11 protein-coding genes, 1 tRNA gene and 2 pseudogenes are annotated in these 15,176 nt (G+C 61.4%); 3 read left to right on the top strand and 11 right to left on the bottom strand.

Annotated features, from left to right (window positions below):
• From ACLI1P_RS03815 to ACLI1P_RS03800, 4 genes are read right to left on the bottom strand one after another with little or no spacing between them, the layout of a single operon-like run.
• Complete coding sequence (locus tag ACLI1P_RS03815) at positions 1-807, bottom strand: heme ABC transporter ATP-binding protein (protein WP_070524714.1); 807 nt, start codon at positions 805-807, stop codon at positions 1-3.
• Entirely contained in the window at positions 807-1,850 is a 1,044-nt protein-coding gene (locus tag ACLI1P_RS03810) for a FecCD family ABC transporter permease (protein WP_180963883.1), read from the bottom strand. The genes ACLI1P_RS03815 and ACLI1P_RS03810 overlap by 1 nt, the downstream gene beginning before the upstream one ends.
• Positions 1,843-2,901 carry an ABC transporter substrate-binding protein gene (locus ACLI1P_RS03805; protein ID WP_411709447.1) on the bottom strand — a complete coding sequence of 353 codons (1,059 nt, stop codon included), beginning with the start codon at positions 2,899-2,901 and terminating at the stop codon, positions 1,843-1,845. The genes ACLI1P_RS03810 and ACLI1P_RS03805 overlap by 8 nt, the downstream gene beginning before the upstream one ends.
• A gap of 43 nt (positions 2,902-2,944) precedes the next feature.
• Entirely contained in the window at positions 2,945-4,828 is a 1,884-nt protein-coding gene (locus ACLI1P_RS03800) for an HtaA domain-containing protein (protein WP_070524721.1), read from the bottom strand.
• 125 nt (positions 4,829-4,953) lie between these two features.
• Here ACLI1P_RS03800 and ACLI1P_RS03795 point away from each other — a divergent pair, with 125 nt between their 5' ends.
• On the top strand, positions 4,954-5,475 hold the full coding sequence (locus tag ACLI1P_RS03795) for a hypothetical protein (protein WP_070524723.1): 522 nt from the start codon (positions 4,954-4,956) through the stop codon (positions 5,473-5,475).
• Positions 5,476-5,493: 18 nt separating this feature from the next.
• Here ACLI1P_RS03795 and ACLI1P_RS03790 read toward each other — a convergent pair.
• The 7 genes and pseudogenes from ACLI1P_RS03790 to ACLI1P_RS03760 all read right to left on the bottom strand — a co-directional run.
• Positions 5,494-5,904 (bottom strand): annotated as a pseudogene (locus tag ACLI1P_RS03790) (Sir2 family NAD-dependent protein deacetylase); the annotation flags it as partial.
• Positions 5,802-6,578 carry a type I restriction endonuclease gene (locus tag ACLI1P_RS03785; protein WP_070524725.1) on the bottom strand — a complete coding sequence of 259 codons (777 nt, stop codon included), beginning with the start codon at positions 6,576-6,578 and terminating at the stop codon, positions 5,802-5,804. The gene ACLI1P_RS03785 and the pseudogene ACLI1P_RS03790, both read right to left, overlap by 103 nt.
• A gap of 9 nt (positions 6,579-6,587) precedes the next feature.
• A complete protein-coding gene (locus tag ACLI1P_RS03780) occupies positions 6,588-7,235 on the bottom strand; it encodes a restriction endonuclease subunit S (RefSeq protein WP_227485839.1) in 648 nt (215 codons plus the stop codon).
• Between the two features lie 90 nt (positions 7,236-7,325).
• On the bottom strand, positions 7,326-7,814 hold the full coding sequence (locus tag ACLI1P_RS03775; RefSeq protein ID WP_232748495.1) for a restriction endonuclease subunit S: 489 nt from the start codon (positions 7,812-7,814) through the stop codon (positions 7,326-7,328).
• A gap of 37 nt (positions 7,815-7,851) precedes the next feature.
• A pseudogene (locus tag ACLI1P_RS03770) lies at positions 7,852-10,362 on the bottom strand (type I restriction-modification system subunit M); the annotation flags it as partial.
• A 170-nt stretch (positions 10,363-10,532) separates the two neighbouring features.
• A tRNA-Met gene (locus tag ACLI1P_RS03765) sits at positions 10,533-10,609 on the bottom strand.
• 157 nt (positions 10,610-10,766) lie between these two features.
• On the bottom strand, positions 10,767-13,745 hold the full coding sequence (locus ACLI1P_RS03760) for a UPF0182 family protein (RefSeq protein WP_411709692.1): 2,979 nt from the start codon (positions 13,743-13,745) through the stop codon (positions 10,767-10,769).
• A 132-nt stretch (positions 13,746-13,877) separates the two neighbouring features.
• Here ACLI1P_RS03760 and ACLI1P_RS03755 point away from each other — a divergent pair, with 132 nt between their 5' ends.
• Both ACLI1P_RS03755 and ACLI1P_RS03750 read left to right on the top strand, forming a co-directional pair.
• Positions 13,878-14,420 (top strand): PPA1309 family protein, encoded by a 543-nt coding sequence (locus ACLI1P_RS03755; RefSeq protein ID WP_296133269.1) that lies wholly within the window; start codon positions 13,878-13,880, stop codon positions 14,418-14,420.
• A 52-nt stretch (positions 14,421-14,472) separates the two neighbouring features.
• On the top strand, positions 14,473-15,156 hold the full coding sequence (locus ACLI1P_RS03750; RefSeq protein ID WP_408930225.1) for a beta-N-acetylglucosaminidase: 684 nt from the start codon (positions 14,473-14,475) through the stop codon (positions 15,154-15,156).
• Positions 15,157-15,176: the final 20 nt, after the last annotated feature.

Below are 15,176 nucleotides of genomic sequence, written 5' to 3'. Positions count from 1 at the left end.
TTAAGACTCCTTAAGTAGATCGACAAAAGACTGCTCGGGATCGGCGACCTGACATCGCGCGGGATGGACTGAGATGTGGCCGTCTGCCTTGCTCACCTGGATGGGCCAGCGATAGACCTGCGACAAAATCTCGTCGGTGTAGACCTCGCGCACCGGGCCGGCGGCGGCAACTGCCCCGTCTGCTAGGCACACGATGTGATCGCAATAGGCCGCAGCGGCGCCCAAATCGTGGAGTACCACCAGCACCGCCACTCCAGCCTGCGCCGCGATCGAGCGCACCAATCCCAAGACTTGTTCTTGGTGGCGGATGTCCAGCGCCGCAGTCGGCTCATCGAGAAGAATCACCGGGGTCTGCTGCGCCAGTACACGGGCCAACGCCACACGCGCACGCTCCCCGCCAGAGAGCGTGGCAATATCGCGGCCGGCCAAGTGCGTCGCATCCACCGCCGCAAGCGCTGCGTCGATGATCGCGTCGTCCTCGGCCTGCCTGGCGGTGCCCTCCCAAGGGCGCCGGCCCATGGCCACTACATCACGCACGAGAAACTGGAAGGACACAGTAACGTCCTGCAGCATCACCGCACGCGCACGGGCCAACGCCCCTGGGGAGGACACCGCCGGATCCTGCCCCACGAGGGAAACGGAACCGGTGTAATCAATATCGCCGGCGATGGCCGCCAGCAGCGTGGACTTGCCCGCACCATTCGGGCCGATGAGGCCGGTGACCTCCCCTGGGCGGGCGACAAAGGAGACATCGGAAAGCAGGTTCCGCTCGCCGATCGAAACGGAAAGATTCGCAACGTTAATCATCAATGCATTCCCTTCTTCATCATCCGGCGCAACAGCACGAAGAAGGTGGGGCCACCCACGAGCGCGGTAAAGATACCGATGGGAAGGTCGGCGAAAGGAATGAGCGTGCGCGCAGCGACGTCGGCAAAGCCAATGAGTACGGCGCCCGCCACCGCAGAGGCCGGCAGCAAGACCCTGTTTTCTGGGCCGATGATCGTACGCAGCAGGTGCGGCACGATAAGGCCGACGAACCCAATAAGTCCGGCGAAAGCAACTGCGCCGGCGGTAAGGATCGCCGAGGCAGCGATGGCGATAATGCGCAGTCGCTTGACGTCGACGCCAGTGTGTTCCGCGGCGCGCTCGCCCAGCGCGAGCACATCTAGCTGGCGGCCAAGACGCAGCGCAATGGCCATCCCGAGGAGGGCGATGGGGAGGCCCACCCACACGTGTTTCCACTGGGAACCGTTGAGCGAACCCATTTGCCAAAAGATGATTTGCTCGCGGTTCGCGGTAGGCGCCAGGTACATCATGAAGGAGATGATGGCGTTGCACACCGCGTTGATAGCAATGCCGGTCAGGATCAGATTGACCACCGCCACACGCCCTCGTGAGCGCGCCAACTGGTAGATCAGCGCGGTAACCAGCAGCGCCGTAGCAAACGCCGCGAGCGGCACCGTGAAGGTACCCAGGACGGAGATATTAAAGACGATTACCACGGCCGCGCCTACACCGGCACCGGAGGTCACGCCCACGATGGAGGGCTCAGCCAGCGGGTTGGCGAACACGGCCTGCATGAGCGTGCCCGCCACTCCCAAGCACGCGCCGACCAAGAAACCGAGCAGAATGCGCGGCAGGCGGATCTGCCACACGACGTTGGCCGTCAAGCCACCGCCAGGGCCCGCGGCCATAATCTGCACCAAGTCACCCAGCGCGACGTAGTACTGCCCCAGCGCAAGCGACAGGATGAAGGCGACACCAAGCAGCACCCCAAGCGATACGAATACACCAACCCGCAGGCGGGAGCGCCGAGCGAAAACCTCCGTGGGGGCCGCCGGTTTAAGCATTGTCTGGGTCATAGATTGCCTGCGCAAGTTTGAGAAGGGTCTGTCCGGTCAAGGGCCCGAAGGCGAGCGATTGCCCGTCTGGGATGGTCACGATCCGCTGCTTTTGGCCCGCGGTGGTTTGTGCAATGCCGGGGCGCTCGAGGAGGCCTTCGACGCCGCCGGTCGACTCCAGGCCGCCCGTCATCATGATGATGACCTCAGGGTTAATCTTTGCCAAAGATTCGGCGTTGGCAGGTTCGGCGTAAGAGAGGTGGTATTCGGTGCCGAGGTCTACGCCGCCCACACCCTCAATGAGGTCCTTGGCACCCGTGCCTTCTCCCATGATGAAGAAGATGCCGCCGTTGCCGCGCGCGTAGAGGAACGCCATGCGCATTGGCTCCTCCGGCACGATGTCTGCGATGGCCGCCTTATCTTTTTCGATTTCTTCGACGGAGCGGTTGGCCAGCGTTTCGCCTTCGTCTGGCAGACCCACGACCGCGGCCAGGTTTGTGATGTCCTCGGCCACCGAGTCAATGGTGCGTTTCGGCTCCATGACCACGGTGGTCACCCCTGCGGCGCGAATCTGGTCGATGGCGTCGCGTGGGCCGATCGAATGATCGACGATGACCAGCGTGGGCCGGAGTTCGAGCACGGCTTCCACGTTGATGTTGTGTCCGCCCTGGGTCACGACGGGGCGATCGGCGATAGCGTTTTCCGTCGACGACACCGTGCGACCCACGATATTGTCCGTAAGCCCTAGGCCCTCGAGGGTTTTCGTATACGTACCGTAGAGATCCAATGCCACGATTCGGGACACATCCGTAACGGAGACGTCGTAGCCGTCAGCATCCGTGAGCTCTACCGGCAGCGCGGGAGTAGGCGACTCCGCCACCGCGACGACATCCTCGAAGTCCGTCACATTCGACACACCCGTAAACGAGCGCGGGTCTTTGGCCGACTGCGCGTCTGGGAGGGCGTCGCGCAGCTGCGCGTCTTGGGATTCATAGGCGCCTTGGACGCCGCACCCTGTGAGGGCGAAGACACACGCCAACGCCGCCAAAAGTCGTTTCATGCGAAACGTATCCTTTCTCAAGTCTTGGGTAACAAGGGGTGCGCTACGCCGGGTTGCGCAGGACGACGGAGCCCATGGAACCGCCGGCGATGGCGAGGCCTGCGATAAGCAGCAGGAGCCACGTGCTCGCCTCCGGCGAGGAGCCCGCGGCCGCGGCCTTCTTGATCTGGAAGTTGCCGCTGCCGTCTTCATAACCAGACGTGCTCGTGCCGGCCGCGGCCTGCGGGCCGTCTCCCGCAGAGCTTTCCGATGCCGCCCGCTTTGCCGCCGCAGCGCTCTGACCGCCGGAGGTCGTCGCCGCACCAGTGTGTGCCGTAGTTCCGCTCGCCCCGGCGCAGTCCCCGGATCCGCCAAGTTGTGCATGCAACGAAAGCGGATCAAGGGTCGTGCCCGGCTCATAGAAATTCGCGAACGCATCATTGCCCGCTGCGGTCAGCGTGACGGTGGCTTCGCCGTCGACGGCGGAGTCACTCACGTCGAGCAGGCTAAACGACACGTCTCCGAGCACCGTGCGTCCAAAGTCCTTGCGCTCGCCCTCCATGTTGGAGGAACGCACGTCGGCGATGAGTTGACCGCTCGTCCCGTTGAACCGGACTTCCAGGTTCGCGATATTGAGATCGAGGACTCCGTTGTGGCCGGTAAAATGCATAGCGCCGCCGTAGCGGATGGAACCTGACTGCGCCGCAGTATCCACATCTCCGCCGGTGCCCGTGAACTGGAAACGCGAGTTGTCGTACCCTACGCCGTCGAGCGTCCAGGCGCCCTTGGCGATGGAGCCGGTGATATACGACTGGAAGGACTTCTTGACACCCCACTCGGCGGTCGCAGCCTGCACGCCCGTGGCTACGCAGGTTTCTGACTGCCCATCACTAGCCGCGGACCCGGGGTCCTGTGGCCGCGCGGTTCTTGTGGTTCCAGTAGCACCAGTAGTGCCGGAAGTACCCGAAGTACTGCCCGAAGTACTACCCGAAGTGCTCGAAGTACTACCCGAAGCACCCGAAGGGCTCGCGGTGCCCGAAGTGTTGGCTCCCGACGCGCCTGAACCACTCGTGGTGCTAGTGGTAGTGCTGGTGGTCGTGCCCGTGGCGGCTTCCGTGCGAGAACGGAAGGATTCTAGCTGGTCTAGGAAGGACTCCGTGTTGCCCATGAAGGTGGTCAGGCCATTCATGGTGTCGTTCGTTTCCTTCAGAATCGCCATGGCTTCTGCATTGCGACCAGTAAACGTGCCCGAGATTGTCCCCAAGGACTTCGAACCGCTGCCTGAACCGCCAGAGGACCCGCCGCAGCTGCCATCCGTGGCCACGGTCCCTGACGAGGGGTCCATCGACTGTCCCGACTCATAGGCAATGAAGAGTTTGTGTCCTTCGTCGGTGAGCGTGACGTCGCCGGAAAGGTCGAGCGTGTGCGCGGACGCGTCGACGGGTTGATCTAGATCGATCCCCGCGATGACCACGTTATCGCCGGTAATCTGCGGGCCGCGTGCGGACTTATCCACCATGTCAGATTCATAAGAGACGTAATCCACCACGATCGCCGCCCGGTTGCCGGAGGCCTGAATCTGCCAGTCTGTCAGCGTCATATCCAACAGATCGTCGCCGCCGTAGTTGTGTCCAGTGAAGTGGATGACGCCGCCGAAGGGGACGGTGACGGTATCGCCGTTTACGGAAGCCTTGCCCGGAGTGAAGGTAAAAGCACCGTCTGCGCCGGTTTCGGAACCGGTAAAACCAATGCCGTCCGTTTCCCACTGGCCCTTGGCGACTTGGCCTTGGATATAGCTTCGGTAGGACTGCTTAATGCCCCAATTCCAGGAGCAAGTGCCGGCAGCCGAGGCGACAGGAGCGTTGAGCGCGACCGAAGGGAGTGCGATGAGAGTACTGGCAGCAAGAGTGCCCAATATTCGACGGAGAATCACGGAGAGAGTCCTCATGAAGTATTGATGCGATGAACAAAAAGAATCAGAAGTTAGGCTACACATACCTAAGCAGTTTTGTATAGGCTATACTAACCTAGATTAGGTAAGCAACCCCCAACAAAGGACACCCTCATTCGGTCATGACATCGTCGTCTACCAGCGCCTTCAAAAATCTGTATCCCGACGTAGACCCCACGCGTGGGCTACCTCTCAGCGTCTCCGAGCGCCTTGCGCTGTCTCTCGCGCTCGCGATTGCAGCTTATGGAGCCGTCACCGCAGACATGCTCGTTGCAGGCGCCGGCGTGGCCTTCACCCTCATCGCCTCGGTGCTGCAACAGCACAAGACCGCGCGTCGGATTCGCTCCGAAGCGCGCACTCGCTTCCCCGGCGAAGACTGGGCCGAATACCGCGCCACGCGGCGGCTCAACCTCGGCGTCCTAGTCCCCTTGTGGGTCTGCATCATCATCGCCTTGTGCGCGGCCGGATACTGGTTCGTGCCGCTCGAATATGCAACTCCCGCCGCCATCGTCATCGCGGTTCTCGTTGCCCTGCTCGCCTGGTTCATGCCAGGCATCAGCCCCCTGTGGCGAGGCAAGCAGACCGATCCCCCGGCACCAGAGAAAAACACCGACACCGCAGTCATGTACTTCGAGAAGCTTTAGGCCTGCCGTACCCCAGCCTTACACATCAAGCAGATCCAGTAGCTCATCAAAAGCCGGCGCTACCTGCGTGCGCCACAGCGTCGTCGCCTTCGGGTCGCCGCGTCCGGGGCCGCCGTTCACCACAGAGACCTCTTTGCCCTGCTTGAGCGCGTCGAGCATGAAGCGATAGCCACTCATCACGGCGAGCGACGAACCGGCGACAAGCAGCGAGCGCGAGTCCGCAAGCAGCGCACGCGCGGCGTCCCGCCGCTCCACCGGAACCGGCTCGCCGAAGTAGACGACGTCCGGCTTGAGCAGCTCCGAACCGCAGCGGACGCACGGCGCCATCACGAACTCGTCGACCGCCTGCTGCGACAGCGCGACGTCGCCGTCCGGGTTAACTTCATCCGCGCGCACGACCCAGCGCTCCAGATAGCCCGGATTCGCGGCTCGTTGTTGAAGTCTGCCCAGTGGAAGAAGTAGTCCGGGTTGAACTTGCCTGCGCCCGGGTTGGCGAAGTAGATCGTCTCTTCTGGGGTCATGGCGACGAAGATTTGCACCAGTGAGAAGATTCCCTGGTAGACGCCCTCGTGGGCGTACTTGGCTATCTGGTTCGCACCTTGAGAGACCGGCACGCCGGAGCGCTTCAGCTCGATGTGGAAGACCGGCATACCGTTAATGAGCAGCATCAAGTCGCCACGTCGGGTGGGCAGCAGCTCATTGGCGGTCTGGAAGCGCGGCTGGACGGCAATCTGGTAGCGCGACTGGCCACCGGCAATCTCTAGGCGATCGTAGATTTTCAGGCTAACCTCAGAGCCGAAGTTGGCGGCCTGCGGTGCATCTCGGGTAATGGTCACGGTGCTACCGTTGATGAACTCGTTGAGCGCCAGCGGCGTACGCAGGTTGTTGACCTGCTCGATGATTTGCGCCATCTCGCCCTCGGTGAGCGGCACGTCGCCAAGCAGGTTACGGCCCCGGTTGTTGGCGTAAAGAATGTTCGCCCAGTTGTCGATGAGCTGCTGCTCTGTCGGGAAGCGCAGCAACTCCTTGCTCCAGCCGTGGCGGGTTAGCAGGTCGATGAGTACCGCCTCGAACTCAGCCTCAGAACGAAATGGTGTGGTCATAGCTGCTCCTTAGATGAACATCCGTTGCAGCAGCGCCGCCTTGGCCTGCTTAAGGGACTCGATGTACTTGGCCTCGGTAGCAATGAGCGTGTCCAGCCGTGTGAACACTGCACCGATGGCCTGTTGTTCTTCAAGGGTGGGTGGAATGGTAGCCGCCGCCTCTGCCAAGTGACGGGCGTTCAGTGACGGCAAAGCACCGCTCTGAGTGAATCGGGTCAGGTCCACCGTCTTGAGGTAGGTATCGGCAAACTGAACATCCCAAGATTTGGTGTCCAAGGAAAACGCCATGAGATTGTTGTCGAGGAGGAATGTATCGGTAGCGAGTCTTTTGCGCCCTAGGAAGACAGCAGCACCAACCTTGGCGAACAGAATCGCAGGTACAGCTGTTACAGGCACCCAGTGATTACGAACAATCTGTTCCTCCGTCACATAGTGGTTGGCGGAGCGCAGTTGCAGCTCATTCCCTGGTGCGGAGAGGTCCGATACCTTGTAGAAAGGTAGGCCTGCTTCCCCGCCTTGTTCACGTTCCGGGAATCCGACGCCTGACTTGAACGAGCCGAGTTCACCCAGTGTTGTCGTCTTCCACTCACCGTCGAAGCCCTCCAGCCGCAACTCCGGCACCGTCTGCCCCTCCTCCTGCGGGAACATCCGTTGCATGAGAGCAGTTTTGGCCTGCTGCAGGGCCTGGTGCTTCTTGGTGTGCTGGTTGATGGCATCGTCGAGGTTGGTGAAGATAGCGCCGATGGCCTACTGTTCTTCGAGAGCGGGCGGGAAATAAACAGCCTGATTGAACAGCTCAGTCTTCGTGATACCTTTGATGGTGCTACCCTGCAGCTGGTCAGCGAGTCCCTCCATACGCCGCTTAACAGTAAGAGCGATGTATTCAGGGTCACCGGAAAGGTCTGATAGCGATACAAAGTCCTGGCTGGTGGCGTAAGGGAACGGCATAAAAGAGACCTTGCCAACGCCAACACGAGTGACGACTGCAACAGAGTCGGCAGGAATCTGCATAGCAGCAGAGCGTGAAATAGCTTCCTCGGTGATGTGCTTACGAGGGGCGACCGGGGCGACCCCCTGCTCCGCAACATCAGAGGATTGAATCCAAGGGATGTCCCCGGACCAGTAGCCCGGTTCATCGCTAGATGGCGTACCGCCACCGTAAGTCCTTTCGCTGAGGTCTCCAATGGCTTTCAATTCCCACTCACCATCGAAGCCCTCCAGGCGCAGTGCGGGCACGTTGTGACTATGCATCGCGACCACCGCCCAGCAGCTCCTAGAGTGCAGCCACGGCCTGCATGTCGGCGGCGTTGCCGGTAAGCCCGCTCAGTAGGCCAGCGAGTTCTTGCTCCGTCTCGCGAATCTTCACGTCGAGGTCGGTCAGCGCGACGGCGTACTTGTCGTGCAGCGCCTGGACGCGGCCGGCCAGGCCTGCAAGCACGTGACCAGGGATTTCGCGCAGGTCATCCATAAGTGAAGTAATCCACTTGGCGGTGAGCACCTCATCGACCTGCGCTTCGGTAAGCGCTTCAATGGTCGCGTAGGTGTCTTTCTCCAACTGCTCTTGCGCAGCCTTGAGGTTCTTCTTGAGCTTGTCCCGCTGGGCGATAAGTGCCTTGGCGCTGAGCATGGCAGCCTCAGTGCTGTCCTCCGGCCAGGTCTCGCCCTTGGCCAGCTTCGGCAGGTCCTTGATGGCCTTGTTCAGCTCGGTCTTCTTGAAGGCGTCCTGCTTGTCGTTAAGTATCTCGGTCAGGTCGGTCTTGTCGACTTCGCTTAAGCCCTCGACAAGCTGTGTTAGCTCAGATACAGCTGTGTCCACGTCGCGACTTAGCTGCGTTACCTGGTCCTTCTGTTGCGCCAGGTAGAAGGTCTGCACCAACTCGTTGGGAGCAACGCGCCCGTCCCATCCGATTTGGACATAGACCTTTTTCTTTTCCTTGGTCTTCCACTCCATCACGGGGTGGTTGACCCGCAGGGCATCGAAGCCTTCGGTCTGGATGACTTCTAGGTCACCGGCGGTTTTGACCCAGCTGTCATGCAGTACCTGGTAGCCCTCGTAGGCATCAACCAACGGTACAGGGTCGAGTCGGTCGAACAGGTCTGCCTTAAGCTGGTCCTCGGTGGTGGTAATGGGCACGGTGGCCGCGCCGTCCACCAGCAGCGCGTGCAGCTTCTCCGGGAGGTCGGATAGTGCAGCGTCAACCTGGTTACGCAGTGCCTGGGCTGCAGGGTGCTTGTCGATGGTCTCGCGCAGGTTGGCGGTCTTCAGCTCCGCGTAGCCTTCTACCTTCTCGGTGAACAGCGCCTCACGCAGTCCCGGTAGGGCGGTCCAGTAGTGCTCCAAGGCGGCAATCTCACTGGTGGGGATGCCGCCGTGCATGGTGGCGTACAGGTCTACAGACTCTGGCGGCAGGGTGGCGGACACGTAGCGCGGGATGTTGAGGTTGTGGTCGTTGGCACGAATCTCGTCGCGGGTCACGACCTTAGCGAAGTGTGGCACGTCAACGCGGTTGCGGACGGCATCGACGATGCGCTGGATGTCGCGGGCACGCAGGTGGTTGTACTTACCCTGCTTGATGAAGCCCTGCGAGGCGTCGATGAACAGCACGTCATCGCGGTCACGTTCTTGCTTGAGCACCATGATGATGGTCGCGATACCGGTGCCGTAGAAGATGTTGGAAGGCAGGCCGATAATGGCATCGATGTGGTTGGCCTCGATGAGATTGCGGCGGATGTCGGCCTCCGAGCTGCCACGGAACAGCACGCCGTGCGGCAGGACGATGGTGAGGATACCGTCGGGTTTGACGTGGAACAGCTCATGCAGCAAGAAGGCGTAGTCGGCCTTGGTCTTCGGAGCTAGACCAAACCGTGCGAATCGCGGGTCAGCCTCGTTGCCTTCGGGTTCCCACTTCTGGGAGTAGGGCGGGTCGGAGACTACGGCGTCCACATAGAGCGGCTGGTAGGTCTGTACCGGGTCGAACTCGTCGAACATCGGCCAGTCATGGGCCAAGCTGTCACCGTTGCGGGCGACGATGTTGTCCGCCTTCACGCCGCGCATGACCAGGTTCATGCGGGTGAGGTTGTAGGTGTTCTCGCGCAGCTCCTGGGCGAAGTACTTAATACGGTCTGGGTCCCCCATGCGCTTGGCGACGGCATGGCCGATGTTAAGCAGCAGGGAGCCAGAGCCGGAGGTCGGGTCGTAAATCTGAATCTCGTCGCGGTCCTTGAGGTGGTCAGCGACGATGTTGCTCATGATGAGCGAGACCTCATGCGGGGTGTAGAACTCGCCTGCCTTCTTGCCCGCGTTAGCCGCGAACTTCTCGATGAGGTACTCGTAGATGTATCCCAGCACGTCATAGCCCTGCTTGCCATCAGTGGGGATGTCATCGATAAGGTCCAGTAGCTTCTTGATGGCTGAGGTACGGGCAGCGTCGGTTGTGCCCAGCTTCGACAGGCTGGTGTCCAGGGTGTTAAGGATGCCCTCGAAGACGTGCTTGTGCTCCGGGGCGATGTTGCGCTTGAAGGTAGCCAGGCCGTCGCGCACGTGAGCGATGGAAAAGTCGTTACCCATGTCCCGCCACGTCGAGTACAGGTTCTCGTAAGTGAGGAAGTAGCCCAAGTTGTTACGCACCAGGGCCACGGTGTCAGTGTCGGTCTCAACGAGCGCATCGGGCAGGTCTTCCGGTTCAGCGTCGTTATTGAGCATGAACTGCTCTACTTGGTCGGACAGGAACTTATAGAAGATGAAGCCGAGAATGTAGTCCTTGTAATCCTGCGCTTCGATCTTTGAGCGTACCGACGATACCGTACAGCGAGAAGATTTTACTTTCTAAGTGCATGGCTTGGGGGGGGAGCGGCGAAGTCCTACGTGGTGCAGGATTCAAAGCCCCAAATGGCGATTCCAGCACAAAACAGAAAAGGCCCCTACCGGTGTTTCCACTGGTAGGGGCGGGAAGTTGGTAGCGGGGGCAGGATTCGAACCTACGACCTCTGGGTTATGAGCCCAGCGAGCTACCGAGCTGCTCCACCCCGCGTCGAGATGTACTTCCGAACATCAAGCGCTTCAGCACACTGTGGTTAATCACTAGGATTTTTACCCCGTGTGCCGGCGACTCATGTAACTATACAGACGCCATGGCGCCTACCCAAATCCCCTGGGCAGGCGCCATTTCTCTGGACTACGTGGAGCTACTACTGAGACTGCAGCGAGCGGTACTCCTCCACTGCCTTGTCCAGCTCGTCCAAGGCCTTGCCGTACTCCTCAAAGGAACCGTTCTTAGCCTTGTCCACGCCATCGAGAGCCTTGTTGATGGCGTCGATAGCCTCGCCTTCACTCGATGCCTTCGGAGCGGAGGCCGGTGCGGAAGCGTCGGAGTCCTTGGAGTCAGCCGCGTCCTTCTTGTCACCGCCAGTGTTTCCAGCCTGGTCACCGTCCTTGCCGGTATCGCCTTCGATCTCCGTGATGTTCTGCGCGGCCTTCGGGTCGATTCCAACCTGGTCCAGGGCCTCACCGATGGTCGGGGCATAGCCCACACGGCCCTTGTAGGACACCAGCACGCGCAGCAGCTTCGGGAACGCGGACTCTTGGCCCTTACGCTGCGAGTAAATCGGCTCGAGGTAGAGGATCTCCCCATCCCCCACTGGCAGCGCCAAGAGGTTACCGTTCTTCAGGTCATTCGAGCCCTGCCACAGCGTGCGGTCACGCGCCACCTGGTCGGAAGACATCATCGCGTCCTGTGCCTGCTTCGGGCCCTGGGTCTGGGTATTCGTCGGCAGCACGCGCACGGTGATGTTGCCGTAATTGTCCGGGTCAGAGGACACCGCCATGTGTGCGGAGAGGAACTGACGGTTCAGGCCACGGTAGGAAGTGATGAGCTGGAAGCTCGGCTTCTTGGTCTCCGGGTCGGCTGCCAACACGTAGTACGGCGGCTGGTTCAGTCCCTGAGATTCACCGGCGGTGGGGTCCTCCGGCACGGACCAGAAGGCATCGTTGTTGAAGAAGACGCCCGGGTCATCCACGTGGTACTTGGCCAGCAGATTGCGCTGCACCTTGAACATGTCCTCCGGGTAGCGCAGGTGCTGGCGCAGTTCGTCGGAGATCTCCGACTCTGGCTTGACGACGCCCGGGAACACACCTTCCCACGCCTTGAGCACGGGGTCCTCGGTGTCGAACTCGTAGAGGTCAACGGTGCCATCGTAGGCGTCGACAGTAGCCTTGACCGAGTTACGGATGTAGCCCACCTGGTCGTTGACCAGGCGCTGCGTGGTGCCGTTGGGGTTCTGCGTGTCCTGGGTGGTCTCCGTCAGGGAGGTGCGCTGCGAATATGGCAGCGAATCCAGGGTGGTGTAGCCATCCACGACCCACTTGATGCGCCCGTCGATGACGGCCGGGTAGGTCGAGGAATCCGTGGTCAGCCACGGGGCCACCTTCTCCACGCGTTCGCGCGGATCGCGGTCATAGAGCAGCTTGGAATCCGCGCCCACGCGGTCCGAGAGCAGGAAATTGAGCTCCTGGTACTTCAGCGCGTAAGCAGTGCGGTCGACCACGTTGCCGATGTCCACGCCGCCTTTGCCGTCGTAGGTGTAGGTAGAGGTATCGGTGTCGTACTCCACCGGTTCGTCGCCAGTCTTGCCCACGATGGCGTAGTCCATGCCGTCGCGCGCGCTGGCGATAACCGGGCCGTAGTAGGTGCGCGGCTGATCCACCTTGATGCCCAGGGATTCCTCGGCGTTCTGGGTCTCGCCCTCGCCCTCGGCGTCCTTGCCGGACTGGGTCTGCAGATCCGCCACGGTGAAGATGGGGAAACCGCCGCGGGCAGAACCTGCATCCCGGGCCACCTCATCCACCTTGTTGGCCTGGGCCGCAATGAAGCCGTTGCCGTGGGTGTAGACCGTGTGGCGGTTAATCCAGTTCTGCTGGTTTTCCTGCAGTTCGTTCGGGTCCAGCTCGCGGGCCGCCACCACGAAGTCCCGCATCTCACCATCAATCTGGTAGCGGTCCATGGCCAAGGTTTCCGGGAAGCCGTAGAAGTTCTTCAGCTGCTGCATCTGCGTAAACGTCGGGGCCAGAATGTCCGGGTCGAGCAGGCGCAAGTTGGAGATGGTGGAGGAATCGGACGCTACCTTGTCATCGGAGACTTCCCCTTCGCCCCAGTTGTTTTCGTAGGTGACCTTGTCATCACCCAGACCATAGGCAAAGCGCGTGGACTCAATGTTGCGGGAGATAGACTCCGCTTCCTTGGCCTGGCGGTTCGGGTTGACGGAGAAGCGCTCCATAATCAGCGGCCAGCCTTGGCCAATCACCAGGGAGGAGACCACCATGAGCACCACGGCTAGGCCAGGGATGCGCAGATCCTTAATGACTAGCGCAGAGAAAATCGCCACGGCCACGAACACGCCAATGATCATGAGGATGATCTTGGCGGGCAGGTAGGCGTTGATATCCGTGTAGGAGCCACCGGTAAACAGGCTGTGTTCACTGTAAAGAAGCTGGTAGCGCTCGAGCCAGTAGCCAGCTACCTGCAGCAGCATCCAGATTCCGGCGGTGACCACCAGTTGGGTGCGCGCCGGCTTCGACACCGCACCGCGCACACCGGCCGCCCGGTTGCCAATGCGAATGCCGCCCAGGATGTAGTGGCCCACCAGCGCGATGATAAAGCACACCGCAAACAGCATGGAGAAGGCGTTGACCAGCATGGACCACACCGGCAGCTGGAAGGCGTAGAAGCCTAGGTCGTGGTGGAACTGCGGGTCCTCAACGCCAAAGTCGTGGGAGTTGAGGAAGAGCATCACCGTGCGCCAGTTCGCCTGGCCCAGCAGGCCAGAGACGACGCCCACGAGGACCGGGATGGTCTTGAGGAAGACGCCCATGGTGCGCTCGATGGACTGACGGTACTGGTAGACCGGCGAGTTCAGATCCGCCATGTCCAAGGAGCTGCCGCGCCCCCGCCAGACCAGCATGCCGGCCACGTAGCTAATTCCGGCGGCCACGAGTCCAAAGACCACGAAGAGCACGATGCGTGCGATGAGGGTCTTGGTAAAGACCCCGCGATACTCAATCGCACCGAACCACTTCCAGTCCGTATAGAAGCCCACCAGCATGGGGCCGATGAACAAGAGGGCGGCGATGATGACGACGACCCAGGACACAACCCTGGGAGGACGTTTCATCGGGGCGGCGGGTCGGTTCAGTCCGGAAGCCAACTCCAGCTCCAATCAAGTGTCGTGCGAATATAGAGGTATCAAGCTTCTAGTCTAGAGAAGCACTAGAAGCACTGTGAACATCAACGAACGAGGACGCTTATGAGTTCCCCATCAACTTCCCAGCCCGCTGCCAACCGCGCTCTCAACAAGGCCATGCGTGAAGCCGTAGAGTTCATCCACGCCGAAGGATGGGATGCTCCGCCCACGCTGTTCGCCCTAGTGCCGACGCAGCTGGTGGCGGCGCAGTTGGGTGACGTCGACGATTCCTCCCCGCTCACCCTCGTGGTCCAGGACCTACCGGAGGGCATCGAGCCGGGTTCGGAGCACCTGGCGGAATACGTGGCGCGCCTGGCGTGGCCGCGGGAGATCGCCGGCGTCATCCTGGCGCAGGAGATCACGTTTAAGGACACGGAGGACGCCGCGCTTGCCGACGCTCACCCGGCCCGCCTCTTCTCCGGAGTACTCCGCACGGAGGACGCGGAGCTCACCCTCCTCCAGCTGCGACCGACCGAGGACGAGCTGGAGGCGGCCGGCCCCTTCGCGCAGGACGATATCCAACTGCGCGGCGGCCCCAACGTCGCCCCCGGTGTGATTGCTGCGCTGCGCTACGGCTTGGAGCAGGATCCGGACGATCTCGCCTAATGGGCTAAACTCGACCTCTAGTGGCCTTATTCGCTTCTCGAAGGAGTCTCTCGTGCGCTTGATCTCCCGCTTTACCGCCGCCGGCGCGGCTCTTCTTGCCTCCGGCTGCCTGCTTGCCGCCTGCGGCAACGATGAGCCGGCACCGACCCCGGCGCCCTCCTCCCCCGCGGAGGCAGCGGAAAGCGCCGTTGAGTCCGCCGCCGAATCCACCACGGAATCAGCCGAGAAGTCTGCCGCGGGGTCCAGCTCGGAGACCGCCAGCTCCGAGTCCACCACTTCCGCGTCTGTCTCGTCTGGGTCCTCCGCGGCCGCACAGTCCGAGAAGGCCTCCGGCTCTGCGGAACCGAGCGGGGAGAAGAGCTCGAAGTTCACCGCCTCGGTGGATGAGGCTTACGCCATCTTCGGCGACCTTGTCCCCGAAGAGATCTTCGCGGAGTTTGACCGCTGTGACCCCAACGGGGTGGAGGATTCCTTCAACTGCTCCGGCTCGAAGGTGGGCCAGTTCCAGTTCTTCAAGTCCAAGACCAAGGCTTCCCAGACCACCCAGGTGCTCACGGAGCTGCGCAGCTCCCGCGTCGTCGAAGACAGCGGCAGCCGCGTGGTGGGCTGGTCCATGTTGGGCAATACCGCCATCCTCACCGTAGTCAATAACGACGAGGGCCTCATCATGCAGCAGATGATCTCCACGGATCAGGAGGACCCAGAGGAGCGCCTCACCGAGCTCGGCCTGGTCTAAAGGCAGCGACTATAGGCAGG

Origin of the sequence: Corynebacterium tardum (assembly GCF_046717785.1) — a bacterium.
Taxonomy (GTDB): Bacteria; Actinomycetota; Actinomycetes; order Mycobacteriales; family Mycobacteriaceae; genus Corynebacterium.
The sequence above is the reverse complement of the archived record's forward strand: the minus strand, read 5'-3'. Positions and strand labels throughout refer to the sequence as shown.